Below are 17,007 nucleotides of genomic sequence, written 5' to 3'. Positions count from 1 at the left end.
ATTAAAAAGTTATTCTTATTTAATAATAAACTTTTTAGTTGTTGTTATTGCACCTTCTGTAAACTTAGCTAAATACACTCCAGAAGCCACATTAATAGTAATGTCTGTTGCTGTATTTCCATCTAAATTAATATCCTTAACATAAACAGATTGTCCGCTTAAATTAAAAATTTGAAGATTAACTTCACCTAAATTAGATTTCGATTTAACTTTAAATTCGCCAGTAGAAACCGTTGGATACAAAGAAATACCTGTAGCTAACTCATTATCTTCTACACTTAACGCCGTTCCTGTAAACTCACCAGAGAAAATTCCTCTTCCAAAAGTTGCTGCAAAAATAGTATTATCATCTCTAAGATCTAAATCCATAACTTTTACATTACTCATCCCGTTAAAAGCAGATTTCCAAGTAGGAGAATCACTAGAAAAGTCTGATGTATACCAAACACCTAATTCCGTACCCACAATAACTTCTTCTGTTTTTAAAGGGTTTTGTAAGATAGCTTTAACAGGCATATCTGGTAAATCCCCATCTTTCTGACTCCAAGTGGTTCCTCCATCATTAGTATACCAAATATTATTTACACCATAATTATGGAAGGTTACAAAAATTTCTTCTGTAGAAGTTCCAAATTCAATATCTGAAATACTTCCTAAAAATTGAGTTGAAGAAATATCTGTCCACGTTTGAAATAATGGCGCACTAGCATTCGTTACTTTTAGTAATTTACCGTTTTCTAATCCCATATATAGAATACTATGTGTACTTGTTTCATCGTAAGGAGACACTGCTAAAGCCAAAGCCGGAGCATCCATTAAATCATTTTTTATAGTATTAACAGAATAAACCCCAGCATCACTTACTGTTCTATACGTTTTTACAGCATAATCTGTTCCTGATGAATAATTAGAAAATAAATAGTTCAATCTTGAATCTAAAACTTGAGGATTAATAAATTCTCCAATATCATCTTCTTCACTATTTATAGTTGTAGATACTTTTGTTTTATAATCGTACTTTATAATGGCATTATTATACACATAATTTGAAATAACATACGTATCTGTACCATCTTGATCGAATGTAGTATATGCACCATCACCTCCATAAAGGTCAAACGATGAAGAATTAATTCCAGACGTTGCTTTCTCAAAATATGGTGTTCCGTTATCTTGAGCACCTGCTGCAAAATAATCTCCCGATATAGCTGCAGTTGGAGCAACCCCAACAGTATAAAACTGGGTTACATTATATCCGTTATTTCTAGACGTAGGTTTTGTTCCGCTAGCTGCAGAGTAATACACACCACCATCATTTCCGAATAACATTTTAGACGTATCGTCTGTTCCAAACACAATAGCATGTTGATCTGCATGCATATCCGGATATCCGAACCCGCCATACCAATGCGTTAATTGAGTCCAAACACTTCCTCCATCTGTACTTGTAAAAGTATCAATACCTCCTACAAAAATAGTTTCATCGTTTGTAGGATCTACTTTTATAACTAAGTCGTAGAAAGCTTGACCTCTACAAAAATCGTCTGCATCCATATCTGTATCTGCATCTTCCGGTAAAGTTAAATCTGCCACTGTTTCAAATCCATCTGTAGTTTTAAACATAACAACAGGAACTTCTGTGCCTTCCGCTAAAACATATATTTTATCTGCATCTGAAGTAGACGCCGCTATTTGAGTACGACTTCCTGAAAACTCATATTTCTTAACAAAATTAGTTCCGTCTGTAGATGCAAAAATAGCACCACCACCATCACCATAAAGTAAACTTTGTCTTGTAGACATCCAAACCGTATTGTCTGCTCCTAATTCAATATCATTAGGCTCATAAACATTACCACTTGCAGTTAAAGGTACTCCTAATAAACTCCATGATTCACCTGCGTTAGAAGATTTATATAATCCGTAGTCACTTGGTCCGAAAAGAGTAGTTGGACTTGCATCGCTATAAAATGTAGATCCAGCTGCGACATACACCTCAGAAACACCTTTATTATCTCTAACTATAATATCATTCACATGCTGATTTCCTTTTAACACATAAAGCCCAGAGAAATCTCCAGAATTAGGAGAAATAGTGACGTTAACTGTTTCTCCAGCATTTAATTCGGCAACAATTTTAGCACCATTCTCTTGAGAGATCATAACAGAAGGAATCAATACAGAACCTGTTAAATCATCTCCCCCCATAGTAATTGGGTTTCCTGATACATTATTTATTACAATAACAGCTACCGCACCTGCATCTTGTGCATTAAGCACTTTATCTACAAAAGTACAAGTCCCCCTATATATTAAAGCTATTTTACCATTAACAGCTGCAGCATTAGTTAATGCATCACAAGCTTCATAAACCCCATCTCCTGTATCTGCCAACACCACATCATTAGTAACACCTTCTGTATTTGATGGACCGAAACTAGCACTCAATGAGATATAAGAATCTGCAATATCACTAGGTGAATTAACTACAACATCAGAATCTGTTTGTAAAATGGTTTCCCCTTCAGCACCACCAAAAATATGGCTCCAAGAGTTCCCACCATCTGTAGATTTCCAAACACCGTTACCATTTACATCTCCTGCAACATAAGATTCTCCTGTTCCAACATACATAGTTTTAGAATCGTTAGGATCTACAGTAATACAGCTAATATTTAAATTTTCTGGAATATCTACGCTTGTCCACACTGATGAAGCTCTAGAAATGTTAGTATTTTTCCATAACCCACCACTTACTCCTCCTGCAAAAACAGTTTCATTAGAAGTATCGTTAGGGTCGAAAATTAGTGCTCTAGTACGACCACCAATATCATCTGGACCACGCTCTACCCAATTGTTACTAGAATCGTCTCCAGGTACACGCCCTGTTGCTAAACTATTTGAACGTTCTTGTAATAATTCTTTTTGAATTACAGCTAAATTTTCTGGTGTAGGTCTTCCTAATGCAGGATTCATAGTTAGTTCCCATAACCGTTCCATAAACAGTTTTGGAGGCAACCCTTGTTGAGCACGTTCTTTTTTAGATAAGCCTTTTGTATTTTTAAACGGGCTATTTTCTAAATTCTTTTTGTGCAAGGCCTTTAGCTCTGCAATAGTTAACGGATTAGATCCTTGCTTTTCAGATACTTGAGTTTCGCCACTAAACTTAGTAACAGCAAAAACCACTGCAACAATAGCCACAAGTCCTAAAGCGATTTGTAATTTATTCTTCATATATATTTGGTTGTATTACACAAAAATAATTTTTTCTAGACGACAAACAAGTATTTACAATATTATTAAACTAAACGTCCTGAAAATTTTCGGTAAGTCAGAATAGCTTGACTATCAGAAAACAAAGACACATGATGACACACATTTAACAATCTTAAATACAAATCGTCTGCATTGAAATTGATAGTTTTTGGAAGAATCTTTAAAATCAGTTTATCATAATTAGAAGCTTTTCCATTATAATCATTATTAACTGCTGTTATATAAATATCTAATAATTTAGAAATCACAGCATAACCTGAAATTTCTTTATCTAAAACATCTTGAGATTGATAGATTTTTTCGACACTAATTTTTATAATATCATTTATTTGAGCTTCATATTTACTTTTGTCTAATAAAGACACCGTAAAGGTACCGTTTAATATAGCGGTTTCATTAGCCTCAAAAATTGAAATCGCTTCATTAATTAGTGTATTTATAGCCAAAGCTCTTAAATAACTAATCCGGTCTTGTGTATTGGTTAATTGATGATACTTATTAATATCTATAACATCTTTAACCAGTTTAATTAAATATTCTAGGGCAAATTCCTCTTCAATTAAACCTAAATTAATACCATCTTCAAAGTCGATAATGGTATAACAAATATCGTCGGCCGCTTCTACCAAAAATGCTAACGGATGTCTTTTAAAACTAATATCTCCTTCAGCTCCAGCTGCTATTAAACCTAATTCTTTAGCAACATCTAAAAAGGCATCTTTCTCACTCTGAAAAAAACCATACTTTTTATCAGACACATGTTGTGTTGGTTTTTTAGGCAATGACTCTTTAGGGTATTTTATAAAAGCCCCCAAGGTTGCATAACACAAACGCAATCCGCCTACACGACCTTCCCTACTCTGTGTTAATATTTTAAAACCATTAGCATTACCTTCAAAATCGCACAAATCTTGATATTGCTTAGGTGTAATTTCATTTTTATACTTAATCCCTAATCCTGTTTTAAAATACTCGCCAATGGCTTTCTCGCCTGAATGTCCAAAAGGAGGGTTCCCTATATCGTGAGCCAATGCTGCAGACGCAACAATTGCACCAAAATCGTTTGGCAAATAGCCGTGCTCTGATTTAAGTTCGGGATATTTAAGTAGTATTTTTTCTCCTATTTTACGTCCTAAAGACCGCGCTACAACACTAACCTCGAGACTATGAGTAAGTCTCGTATGCACAAAATCTGTTTGCGACATGGGTATAACCTGTGTTTTATCTTGTAAACTTCTAAATTCTGAAGAGAATATAACACGATCATAATCAACCTCAAAACCTAAACGTGTTTCATCTTGACTCTTTCTTAAGCGTTTATTAACGTCTCCAAAACGTTTAAGAGATAATAATTGTTCCCAATTCATAACTATATTTTAAGTCTTCGCAATATAGCACTTTCTAATATACATCGTACTTCAAGCCTTATTAAACCGATTCTTGAATTTCTGTATGTTAACAGAATGTTTACAAAACTTAAAAAACAAACAAATCTTCTAACTTTAAGTTAACCTTTTTATCATCTATCATTAACCCGTGATTCTAGTTGATTCGAAAAAACAGAAGTTTATTTGCGGAATGAAAATAAACGACAAAATGAAACAATTATTAATAGCATTAGTATTTTTAACTACCGCGCTCTCTTATTCTCAAGATGCCGGTACTATTACAGGTAAGTTAACAGATAAAGAATATAATAATGAACCTCTTGCCTTTGCAAACATTTTAATAAAAGGAACAACAAACGGAACAACATCTGATATGGATGGGATGTACTCTTTGACAGACCTTACTCCTGGCAAACACACCTTAGTTTTTAGTTTTGTAGGATATCTAACACAAGAAGTTCCCGTTACTGTAACCGCAGGAAACACAACACAAATAGATATAATTATGAGTGCTAGTGCAGCTGCATTAGACGAAGTTGTTATACAAACCACAACCAGAAAAGAAAGTGAAACAGCGTTATTGCTAGACCAGAAACAAGCTGTTGTTATTAAAGAAAGTATTGGAGCAGAACGCTTGTCTGAAATTGGAGTTACAGATGCAGCAGCTGCAACATCTAAAATTTCTGGAGTCGCTAAAAGTGAAGGGTCTGGCGAGGTTTATATTCGTGGGCTAGGTGATAGATACCTGTCAACCACAATGAACGGTTTACCAATTCCGTCTGATGATGTTAATAACAAAAACATAAACTTAAACCTATTTTCAACAAGCATGATTGAAAATGTAGGAATAAGTAAAACGTATACAACATCTGCTTATGCAGATCAGAGCTCTGGAAATGCAGATATTACTTCAAAAGGATATTCTAAAAAGGAATTATCTATTGGTATATCATCAGGATACAACACCAATCTTTTTGGGGTAGACAATTTCAAAAAGAGTATTATCTCTGAAGATGTAACGCTTGGTTTTCATAAAAAAGAATATGCCTTAGTAGACTTAATTACTAGACAAGGTTGGGACCCAATAATTCAGAAAAACTACGGAAACTACGGAATCGGAATATCTGGAGGCACAAAATTTGAAGTATTCGGTAAACAAGTAAAATTATTTGCAGCAGGTTCTCACTCTAAAAAATACAATTATCAAACAGGTATTTTTAGAAGTTATAGATCTAATATTCTAGACAACGAATTTACAGATACAGAACTTTCTAACACAAGCATAAACTCTACAGGTTATATTAATTTAGGTTTAAAATTAAACAGCGATAATAACATTAGAATTAGCAGCTTATCTGTTAACAAGAGTGACGACAATGTGTATGAGCAAGGTAGAAACGGAGAAGGTTATGTATTTGACCAAGACCCTCAAGAAGATGGTGCTTTTGTAAGAGACCAAAACTTTAAGCAAACTACCATGTTAATTAATCAAATTGAAGGAGACCATAATATTACAGAACGTAATACTTTAAAATGGGCGGCTGGATTTAATTATGTATTAGCTCAAGAACCTAACAGAATTAGAAATGAGGTTAACATTTTAGACGAAAACACAGTACAATATGCTCACGTTGGCGATTACCAACAAAGAAAATCTAGTCAACAAATTGAAGACACAGAATATAACGCTTATATTATAGATGCTATTGAATTAGGTAAATTTGATGAAGATGCAAACACTAGACCATTAAAATTAAATTTTGGAGCAGATTACCGTCAGAAAGACCGTTCTTTTAACTCCCTTTTCATAGGAGTTAGAGCTCGTGATTTCCAAGTACCAACAGTAGATGATTTTTCTGAAACATTTACAACAGAAAACTTTAATAACGGATTAGTACTTCGCGAAAGAGATCCAGACTTATACGATGCAGACTTAAACATTATTGCTGGATTTGCTAATTTAGATTTTGGTTTAAACAAAAAATTCTCAGGTAACCTAGGTGTACGTTTAGAGAGAGACGAAATTAATGTAAATTGGGATGTTGCCAATTATGTAGGTCGTTTAGGTTCTATTAAAAAAGAATACACTGAAGTTTATCCTAGTGTGAACTTAAAGTATGAATTAAACGAAAATCAATTCCTTCGTCTAGCATCTAGTTTAACACAAACACTTCCAGAATTTAAAGAATTAGCTCCATTCGAATACGTATCACCAACAGGACGTGTTACACGTGGAGATCCAGATTTAGAAAAATCGGATGTATTTAACTTAGACCTTAAATGGGAATTCTTCCCTAAAAGCAGTGAACTTGTTTCTGCAACAGCATTCTATAAGCAAATTAAAAACCCTATAAACTTAGCCCAAACAAGAGGATCTTCTGGAATATTTGAATACTCAAACACAGGAGATGCAGCAGATGTTGTAGGACTAGAATTTGAAGGTCGAGTAGATTTAATTACTAACGACGACGACGATGCTTTATTAAATTTAAATGCCAATGTAACTAAAATGTGGTTTACTCAAGATTTACTTGAAGATTACCAATACAACAACATTACAGAAACAGATTTACAAGGCGCTTCAGACTTAATTATAAACGGATCTTTAAGCTACAACAGCCATAAGGAAAAAGAATTTATAGCTACGTTAACAGGGAACTATTCTTCAGACAAAATATATGCTTTAGGTTCTCCTGAAGATTTTACAAATAGTGCCGTATTATACAACGATGCTATTATTGAGAAAGGATTTGTAACCTTAGACTTGGTAGTTAGCAAACTTATAACAGATAATTTATTAATAAAATTCACAGGAGGAAACTTATTAAATCCAGAAATTAAACAAACACAAAACATAAGAAATATTAATACAGGAATTCAAACTAACGAAACTGTACTTTCTTATAAAAAAGGCAGTTTATTAAGCCTAAGTTTAAAATACACCTTTAAGTAATATTCAATTAACACAGAAGCTTAAACAACCACTAAAGCGTAACCTTACTTTAATACTGAGTTAAATATACAGAAACACTAAGCGTGTTTCTTTGCAACAGCTAAACAATAAACAAAATCAAACAAAAATTAATATGAAAAAGTTAGTCTTAAATTTCTTTAAAGTTGCTGGTTTAGTATCAGCTGTAGCTTTTACAAGTTGTAGTACAGATGATCCAAAATCTATAGGACAAGAACAAGCTGATGTAATTACAAATCTTGAAGCTGGTATATTAAATGGTACTCTACAAGAAAGTTACTCTTTAGAATCTGGAGTACAATACCAATTAACTGGACAATTTATTATTGATGCCAATGCTGTTTTAAATATTCCTGCTGGAACAAAAATCATTGCAGAAAATGGAGGAACAGATGTTTATATCGCTACTTTAAAAGGAGGAACAATAAACATTAACGGTACAGAAAGTAGCCCTGTAATTATGTCTTCTGTAAATGCACAACCAGGTGACTGGGGTGGATTAACACTTTGTGGAGACGCTACAACTACTGCAGGTATAGATGCTACAGCAGAAGTAGGTGGTTTCACTTACGGTGGATCAAACGATAGCGATAGTTCTGGAATCATTAAATACTTACAAATTTCAGGTACAGGAGCACAAATTAACTCAGAATCTCAATACAATGGTGTATCTTTTTACGCAGTTGGTTCTGGTACTTATGTAGATAACGTAGCCATAATTAATGGTTCTGATGATGGTGTTGAGTTTTTTGGAGGTACAGTTAGCGTGTCTAACTTATATTTAGAAAATCTTGATGATGACGCTATCGACTGGACAGAAGGATGGAATGGATCTGTAGACAGAGCTTACATATCTAATACTATTTCTGGATTCTCTACAGTTTTTGAAGGAGATAAAGATAACGGAAACCCTTCTTTTAATAACATCACAGCAATTTCTACTGTTGGTGGTACAGCTTTACAATTTAAGAAAGAGTCTGGAGGAACAATCACGAACCTATCTTTAAGTGGTTATGATGTAGATTTAGACATGAAAGACGGAGGAGCAACATCTAATGTTGTTTTTGAAGACGGATACTCACCTGTTGCTTTAGCTTCAGACGAAGCAATGGCTGAATCTGGAGATTATTTCTACGGTTTAAATACATCAGTTGTACCAACTGTAGATGTAGATGACTTTGCTTGGGTAGACACAGACGTTTCTCTTGAAAGCAATGTATTACAAGGAGCTGTAACTGGAGATATTACTTTAGATGCTTCTATTAGCTATATATTAAACTCATCTTACATCGTTCAAGACGGTGGAAAATTAACTATTCCTGCAGGAACAAAAATTACTGCTAGAGATGGTGGTACTGGTGTTTACATCGCTGTTTTAAAAGGTGGTCAAATAGACATTCAAGGTACTGAAGAGAACCCAGTGGTAATGGCTTCTGTAAACGCTGAACCAGGAGACTGGGGCGGATTAACAATCTGTGGAGATGCTTCAACTACTGCTGGTGAAGATGCTACTGCAGAAATTGGAGGTTTCATTTATGGCGGAACTAACGATGCTGACAACTCAGGATCTATTAAAAACTTAGTGATTAAAGGTACAGGTGCTCAAATTAACTCAGAGTCTCAATACAACGGTGTATCGCTTTACGCTGTAGGATCTGAAACTGTTATAGAAAACATTGCAGTAATTAACGGAGCTGATGATGGTATCGAATTTTTTGGAGGAACTGTTTCTGCAACAAACTTATACTTCGACAATAACGATGATGATTCTGTTGACTGGACTGAAGGATGGAATGGTACTGTTACCAATGCTTACATCTCTCATACAAGAGAAGGATTTTCTACTGTATTTGAAGGCGATAAAGACAACAACAACCCTAAATTTGTAAACATTACTGCAATCTCTACTGTTGGAGGTACTGCATTACAGTTTAAAAAACAATCTGGAGGAACAATCACTAATCTTTACTTAAGTGGTTACGATGTTAACATCGACATGAAAGACGATGGTCCTTTAGCTAACGTTATTATAGACGGTGAAGCCGCTACTACTACTGATGCTTATAACGACGGAACCCAAGTAGATATTTCAACTTGGTCTTGGATAAACGCAAGTTTATAACAAACAAGATTATATACAAAAACAAAAAGCACCCAAATGGGTGCTTTTTGTTTTTTAATACCTATCATTTTTTTAATGAGATGCTAGTTTAGATTTGTTACTCCATTCACTTACACTAGCAATAGCATTGTTAGAATAATCTACTTCTCTCAAAGAATCATCTCCCCAGAAAAACCATTTTCCAACTTTTTTCCCATTCTCATAATTTGCAGATGCGGTTCTTTGTCCTTTAGCATCATAACTATTCCACTCACCTTGTAACTTACCTTCTTGAGTGTAAGTTCCTGTTTGACTAACTTCACCGTTTTCATGATAATAAGTAACATCTATTAACTGTGTATCGTTATTTAATTTTAATTCTCTCTTATCTTGCGCAAATGACATAGCAGTCACTAATAAAGCAAATACAAATAATATTCTCGTTTTCATCTTCGTGTGTTTTAACTGATTTACAACTCAAAGATAACTAATAATTAACGTTTAAACAATAATTTGGTAACATTAAATTAACATTGAGGATTATTTTACTGATTTTATGACACTTACAATGTTAATAGCTCTAAAAATCAATTAATAGTAACATAATATATGCTTCACACAGACGTAAAATAGATTGTCGTTCTTTGCATTTATTCATATAAGCTATTAGTTTTTGTCGACTATTTATCATGAACAAAAGAACTGCCTTTAGGGGCAGTTCTTATTTTTAAATTACATATTAAGCTCCTCTAGAAACGCAAACAAAAACACGTAAACACAATAACAACAGGGGGTTTCAAGGCATCTTCTTCTAATAAAAAAACATATAATACTTCAAGTAAGATAAATATGCATTAAATGAACTTATGCATTAAAAAAAGAAGATATATTTATCTTAAAAGAACATTTCATAGTTAAATAAAATTAAAATAGTATCTTTTACTTTTTATTCAAAGAACTGAAACAAAAAATTATATTTTAACTGAAATTTTTAACATATAAAATTTAGAATATCTTAAAATTACCAAGTAAACACTCACAACATTAAAAAAAACCCTCACAAGTCTTAATAACTATTAAAAATCGTATTATTTTAGAGATTATTTATAAATCTAAATTCTAAGATTAATACATTCAAATCATATTAGACATCGACTGTTTTTAATAAAATTAATAACATTTACGTAACACATCAGTGAGAAACACTATAGATATTTGCAAACAATTTGAGATTAAAAAATGGAGAATATATATTTATTAATGATTGTTGCTTTGGCAGTTCTTGCTATAGCCGATTTAGTTGTAGGCGTAAGCAATGATGCTGTCAACTTTTTAAACTCTGCAATAGGTTCTAAAGCAGTTTCTTTTAAAACAATTATGGTTGTAGCCAGCCTTGGTGTGGCTATAGGAGCAATTTTCTCTAGCGGTATGATGGAAGTCGCCAGAAAAGGTATTTTTAACCCAGGAGAGTTCATGTTTAGTGAAATCATGATTATTTTCATGGCAGTAATGATAACAGACATCTTATTACTAGATTTCTTTAACACCATCGGGATGCCAACATCCACAACAGTTTCTATTGTATTCGAACTTTTAGGAGCTTCGGTAGCCATAGCACTTATTAAAATTGGAAATGAAGGCGGCAACATCTCGGATTTAGTAAAATACATTAACACCTCTAAAGCCACTCAAATTATATTTGGGATACTACTCTCTGTAGTAATAGCCTTCTCGGTAGGTGCTATAGTACAATGGTTTACACGTTTACTTTTATCCTTTAATTTCGATAAAAAAGCAAAATGGGTAGGTGCACTATTCGGAGGTTTAGCAATAACAGCTATTTCATACTTTATTTTTATTAAAGGTATTGGAGGAACTGCTTTTGCTAAAGAAAGCTATTCGTTCTTAGGCGGTTTAACAATCGGACACTTTATAGAAAATGAAGTCTTTATAATACTACTTATAAGTTTTATATTTTGGAGTATTGTATCTTACATTTATTTAACGGTATTAAAATTCAACATATACAAACTAATCATTTTAATAGGAACTTTTGCACTTGCATTAGCCTTTGCAGGAAACGACTTGGTTAACTTTATTGGCGTTCCAATTGCAGCATGGCAATCTTACCAAGAATGGTCTATATCGGGTATACCTGCAGACCAATTTAACATGGGTATTTTATCTGAAGCCGTTAAAACACCAACTCTTATGCTATTTATAGCAGGTATGGTTATGGTAGCAACACTATGGTTTTCTAGCAAAGCGAAAGCCGTTGTTAAAACATCTATAGATTTATCTTCTAGTCAAAATGAAACTAAAGAACGTTTTCAACCTAACTTCTTATCAAGAGGATTTGTAAGAACAGCTGTTGGCCTATCAGACCTTGTGAAACTAATTATTCCAAGCGCTACCCAAGAAAAAATTGATAGACGTTTTGAAAAACCTACAATTGCCCTAGAAAAAAACAAAACTTACGAATTACCTGCATTCGATATGGTACGTGCAGCAGTAAACCTTATGGTTGCTAGTGTACTAATATCTATTGCAACATCTATGAAACTACCACTATCTACCACATACGTAACATTTATGGTTGCCATGGGTACTTCTTTAGCTGATAAAGCTTGGGGAGCAGAAAGCGCAGTATACCGTGTTGCTGGTGTTTTAAATGTTATTGGTGGTTGGTTTTTTACAGCTTTAATTGCTTTTGCTTCTGCAGCAATCATAGCATACTTAATTAATTTACATGTGCCATCTATGGTAGGTATTTTATTATTAATAGCATTCCTATTATTATCTAGAAACTACTTAATGCACAGCAAAAAACAAAAAGAACTTAAGGCCGAAGGTCAACTCATTCGTGCAGAAAGCAGCTCTATTCAAGGTGTTGTACACGAAAGCGCTCACAATATAGCCAATGCGATTAAACGTGTTAATAGAATTTATACAGGTGCTATAAACGGATTATCTAAACAAGATTTAATTGCTCTAAAACAAAATAAAAAACAAGTAGAAAAACTAACTAATGAGATTGACGAATTAAGAGACAACATCTTTTACTTCATTAAGAATCTTGATGAATCTAGTGTTGCAGCGAGTAATTTCTATATTAATATCTTAGGCTACTTACAAGACATGTCTCAATCTTTAGAATACATTTCTAAAGTAAGTTACAAACACGTAAACAATAACCACAAGAAATTAAAATTCAACCAGATTAAAGAACTAAAACAAATCGATACGCTATTAGAAAGTTTATTTTCTAAAACACAGAAGACATTTGAAAACCGTTCATTTGAAGATATTGGAGAAATTTTAAAAACTAAAAAAGATCTATTTACAGAAATTACTTATAAAATTCAGAAACAAGTAGAACGCACCAGAACAGAAGAAGTTAGCCCTAAAAACACTACACTTTACTTTAGTTTGCTATTAGAAACAAAAGATCTTCTTACCGCTACAATGAATTTACTAGAAGAGTTTTATCATGCGAATGATGGAACAACTCAAATACATAAAATAATTAAAGACGAAGAAATAGACGAATAATAAACCGTTTATACTTTTAAAACAATACAGCCGAGCCGTTTAATATTTTAAACGGCTCGGTTTTTTTATATAAATAATCTCACAAAAAAGGAGGCCGAATAAACTTGCCCCCTTTTAAACTTAAAAATTAAACTATATAAAACCTGTTACGATCCACACATTAAACAATCATCACCTTCAACATCTTTTGCTTGAGCAATTAAAGCCCTCATTTCCTCAGCAGTCATTGGCTCTACATTTACGTCATTCTTTTGGGCCTGGGTTTCTTTTATAAATTTAGCCGCTGTTTGTTCTGCTTTTTCTTTCCTATATCCCCCCGACGGTTCCTCTACCACATTCACTACTACTTTCGCTTCTATTGGTTGCGCTATTTTAGTATTATCTAAAGTAAATTTAATCGCATCTACAGCACTCTTAGTGCGCAAATAATACATACCTGTTTTTAAACCACTCTTCCAAGCATAAAAATGCATAGAAGTTAATTTAGACATGGTTGCGCCTTCCATAAATAGATTTAAAGATTGTGATTGATCTATAAAATAACCACGCTGACGAGACATATCGATAATATCTTTCATACTGAGCTCCCAAACCGTTTTATATAAATCTTTAATATCTTGAGGAATACAATCTATATTCTGAACAGATCCATTAGCACGCATAATATCTTGTTTTAAAGCTTCACTCCACAGCCCTAACTCAACCAAGTCTTCTAACAAATGTTTATTGACAACAATAAATTCTCCAGACAACACACGGCGTGTATAAATATTAGAAGTATATGGCTCGAAACATTCGTTATTTCCTAAAATTTGAGATGTAGATGCTGTTGGCATAGGCGCTACTAAAAGCGAGTTACGAACCCCGTGCTCCAACACTTTAGTTCTTAAACTATCCCAATCCCAACGCCCACTTAAATCTGCTTCGGTTAATCCCCATAAATTATATTGAAATTCCCCTTTACTAATTGGAGAGCCTTCATAACTTTGATATACCCCATCCAACCTAGCCTCTTCCATACTTGAGGTGACAGCAGCAAAATATAAAGTTTCAAAAATATCTTGATTTAGTTTTTTAGCTTCATCACTTGTAAACGGCATACGTAATTTTATAAAGGTATCGGCCAAACCCTGCACACCTAAACCTATTGGCCTATGACGTACATTAGAATTCTCTGCTTCAATTACAGGATAGTAGTTTCTGTCTATTACACGATTTAAATTTTTTGTTACACGTTTTGTTATTTCAAATAATTCTTTATGATCAAATTTACCATTTTTAACAAACATTGGTAAAGCTATTGATGCTAAATTACAAACAGCAACCTCATCTGGAGATGTATATTCTAGAATTTCTGTACATAAATTTGAAGAACGGATAGTTCCTAAATTTTGCTGATTAGATTTACGATTCGCTGCATCTTTATACAACATATAAGGTGTTCCTGTTTCAATTTGAGATTCTAATATTTTCTCCCAAAGTTCGCGGGCCTTAATGGTTTTACGTCCTTTATTCTCTACTTCATACTTTAAGTACAAAGTTTCAAAAGCTTCACTATGTACTTCGTCCATGCCAGGGCACTCGTTTGGGCACATTAACGTCCACGGTCCATCTTCCTGAACACGTTTCATAAATAAATCTGAAATCCACATTGCATAAAACAAATCGCGAGCACGCATTTCTTCTTTACCATGATTTTTCTTTAAGTCTAAGAAATCCATTATATCTGCATGCCACGTTTCAATATACATCGCAAAACTTCCTTTACGTTTCCCACCACCTTGATCTACATAACGCGCCGTATCGTTAAACACACGTAACATAGGCACAATTCCGTTAGACGTTCCATTAGTTCCTGAAATATAGCTTCCTGTAGCACGCACATTGTGAATAGCCAACCCGATCCCTCCAGCAGATTGTGAAATTTTAGCCGTTTGTTTCAATGTATCGTAAATACCATCTATACTATCGTCTTTTATGGTTAAAAGAAAACAAGACGACATTTGTGGTTTTGGCGTACCCGAATTAAATAAAGTTGGTGTGGCGTGTGTAAAATATTTTTTAGACATCAACTCATAGGTTTCTAATGCAGAATCTAAATCGTTTAAATGAATACCTATGGACACACGCATTAACATATGCTGAGGACGTTCGGCAATTTTTCCATTTAATTTTAAAAGATAGGAACGTTCAAGCGTTTTAAATCCGAAATAATCATAACCAAAATCACGATTATAAATAATAGTAGAGTCTAAACGCTCTTTATTATCCATGATTACTTTATATACATCATCTGCTAAAAGTGAAGCAGGTTTTCCTGTTCTTGGATTTACATAGCTATACAAATCTTGCATGACCTCGCTAAAGGTCTTTTTTGTGTTTTTATGTAAGTTAGATACGGAAATACGTGCTGCTAAACGCGCATAATCAGGATGTGCAGTTGTTAAAGTTGCTGCAATTTCTGCTGCTAAATTATCTAATTCGCTAGTTGTAACGCCATCATACAAACCCTCTATAACTCTCATAGCTACTTTTACAGGGTCTACAAGTTCGTTTAAACCATAACAAAGTTTTCTAACTCTAGCAGTAATTTTATCGAACATAATAGGCTCTTTCCTTCCGTTTCTTTTTAATACAAACATAATTTTTACACATTTTTAGCTTATTTCCGATACACAAAAATTAGAAATAGGTTATTTATTATTGATTTATTTTTTGAGATTAAAGGCGATTAAAAATCGGCATCGAAATTAAATTTATCTTCCTCCTCTTCTTTATTTAAGACCCCTGCTTTTTGATATTCGGAAACACGTTTTTCGAAGAAATTTGTTTTCCCTTGAAGTGAAATCATATCCATAAAATCGAATGGATTGGTTGTATTATATACCTTCTCGCAATCTAATTCACTAAGTAATCTATCGGTTACAAATTCTAGATATTGTGTCATTAGAGTCGCATTCATACCTATTAAACTTGCAGGTAAAGACTCTGTAATAAACTCTCTTTCTATATTTAAAGCATCTACCAAAATATTTGTAATTCTATCTTTCGGCACTTTATTAATAAGATGATGATTATGTAAATGCACAGCAAAATCGCAATGCACACCCTCATCTCGGGAAATTAATTCGTTCGAAAATGTTAGACCAGGCATTAATCCACGTTTTTTTAACCAGAATAACGAACAAAAAGCACCAGAGAAGAAAATACCTTCTACAGCCGCAAATGCAATTAAACGCTCTGCAAAACTTGGAGACTCAATCCATTTAAGAGCCCAATCTGCTTTTTTCTTAATGGCAGGAAAATTTTCTAAAGCATTAAAAAGAAGATGCTTCTCCTTTTCATCTTTTACATAGGTATCTATAAGAAGCGAATAGGTTTCACTATGAATATTTTCCATCATAATTTGAAATCCATAGAAAAACTTAGCTTCGCTATACTGTACTTCACTAACAAAATTTTCTGCTAAATTTTCATTTACAATACCATCACTTGCTGCAAAGAATGCTAAAATATGTTTTATAAAATAGCGCTCATCGTCGTTTAATTTATCTTTCCAATCTACAATATCTTGATGCAGATCAATCTCTTCTGCCGTCCAAAAGCTAGCTTCAGATTTTTTATACCACTCCCAAATGTCATGGTGTTGAATAGGAAAAATTACAAATCTATTTTTGTTTTCTTCAAGAATTGGTTCTAAATACTGAGACATTGTATTT

At 33.5% G+C, this 17,007-nt stretch carries 8 protein-coding genes; 3 read left to right on the top strand and 5 right to left on the bottom strand.

Annotated elements, in window-relative coordinates; translation table 11 throughout:
• Window positions 1-15: 15 nt before the first annotated feature.
• Both Q1B05_RS01430 and dgt read right to left on the bottom strand, forming a co-directional pair.
• Window positions 16-3,234, bottom strand: coding sequence for a PA domain-containing protein (locus tag Q1B05_RS01430; protein ID WP_299776788.1), 3,219 nt, complete (start codon window positions 3,232-3,234; stop codon window positions 16-18).
• Between the two features lie 65 nt (window positions 3,235-3,299).
• Window positions 3,300-4,643 (bottom strand): dGTP triphosphohydrolase, encoded by a 1,344-nt coding sequence (gene dgt, locus Q1B05_RS01425; RefSeq protein WP_299776786.1) that lies wholly within the window; start codon window positions 4,641-4,643, stop codon window positions 3,300-3,302.
• A 229-nt stretch (window positions 4,644-4,872) separates the two neighbouring features.
• On the opposite strand from dgt, the gene Q1B05_RS01420 reads away from it, so the two are divergent.
• Window positions 4,873-7,617: a TonB-dependent receptor gene (locus tag Q1B05_RS01420; protein WP_299776784.1), complete on the top strand. Its 2,745-nt coding sequence runs from the start codon at window positions 4,873-4,875 to the stop codon at window positions 7,615-7,617.
• Between the two features lie 133 nt (window positions 7,618-7,750).
• Complete coding sequence (locus Q1B05_RS01415; RefSeq protein WP_299776782.1) at window positions 7,751-9,757, top strand: hypothetical protein; 2,007 nt, start codon at window positions 7,751-7,753, stop codon at window positions 9,755-9,757.
• Window positions 9,758-9,829: 72 nt separating this feature from the next.
• On the opposite strand, the gene Q1B05_RS01410 is transcribed toward Q1B05_RS01415, so the two are convergent.
• Window positions 9,830-10,186 carry a nicotinic acid mononucleotide adenyltransferase gene (locus tag Q1B05_RS01410; RefSeq protein ID WP_299776780.1) on the bottom strand — a complete coding sequence of 119 codons (357 nt, stop codon included), beginning with the start codon at window positions 10,184-10,186 and terminating at the stop codon, window positions 9,830-9,832.
• 789 nt (window positions 10,187-10,975) lie between these two features.
• Here Q1B05_RS01410 and Q1B05_RS01405 point away from each other — a divergent pair.
• On the top strand, window positions 10,976-13,288 hold the full coding sequence (locus Q1B05_RS01405) for an inorganic phosphate transporter (RefSeq protein WP_299776778.1): 2,313 nt from the start codon (window positions 10,976-10,978) through the stop codon (window positions 13,286-13,288).
• A gap of 146 nt (window positions 13,289-13,434) precedes the next feature.
• On the opposite strand, the gene Q1B05_RS01400 is transcribed toward Q1B05_RS01405, so the two are convergent.
• Both Q1B05_RS01400 and Q1B05_RS01395 read right to left on the bottom strand, forming a co-directional pair.
• A complete protein-coding gene (locus Q1B05_RS01400; RefSeq protein ID WP_299776776.1) occupies window positions 13,435-15,930 on the bottom strand; it encodes a ribonucleoside-diphosphate reductase subunit alpha in 2,496 nt (831 codons plus the stop codon).
• An 89-nt stretch (window positions 15,931-16,019) separates the two neighbouring features.
• Complete coding sequence (locus Q1B05_RS01395; protein ID WP_299776774.1) at window positions 16,020-17,000, bottom strand: ribonucleotide-diphosphate reductase subunit beta; 981 nt, start codon at window positions 16,998-17,000, stop codon at window positions 16,020-16,022.
• Between the last annotated feature and the right edge of the window lie 7 nt (window positions 17,001-17,007).

This window comes from uncultured Formosa sp. (assembly GCF_947500765.1).
GTDB lineage: Bacteria > Bacteroidota > Bacteroidia > Flavobacteriales > Flavobacteriaceae > Formosa.
The sequence above is the reverse complement of the archived record's forward strand: the minus strand, read 5'-3'. Positions and strand labels throughout refer to the sequence as shown.

Bases quoted from the DNA above. Each gene is read 5' to 3' on its own strand.
- Q1B05_RS01430 (WP_299776788.1), bottom strand. From the start codon at position 3,234: ATGAAGAATAAATTACAAATCGCTTTAGGACTTGTGGCTATTGTTGCA.
- dgt (WP_299776786.1), bottom strand. From the start codon at position 4,643: ATGAATTGGGAACAATTATTATCTCTTAAACGTTTTGGAGACGTTAAT.
- Q1B05_RS01420 (WP_299776784.1), top strand. From the start codon at position 4,873: ATGAAACAATTATTAATAGCATTAGTATTTTTAACTACCGCGCTCTCT.
- Q1B05_RS01415 (WP_299776782.1), top strand. From the start codon at position 7,751: ATGAAAAAGTTAGTCTTAAATTTCTTTAAAGTTGCTGGTTTAGTATCA.
- Q1B05_RS01410 (WP_299776780.1), bottom strand. From the start codon at position 10,186: ATGAAAACGAGAATATTATTTGTATTTGCTTTATTAGTGACTGCTATG.
- Q1B05_RS01405 (WP_299776778.1), top strand. From the start codon at position 10,976: ATGGAGAATATATATTTATTAATGATTGTTGCTTTGGCAGTTCTTGCT.
- Q1B05_RS01400 (WP_299776776.1), bottom strand. From the start codon at position 15,930: ATGTTTGTATTAAAAAGAAACGGAAGGAAAGAGCCTATTATGTTCGAT.
- Q1B05_RS01395 (WP_299776774.1), bottom strand. From the start codon at position 17,000: ATGTCTCAGTATTTAGAACCAATTCTTGAAGAAAACAAAAATAGATTT.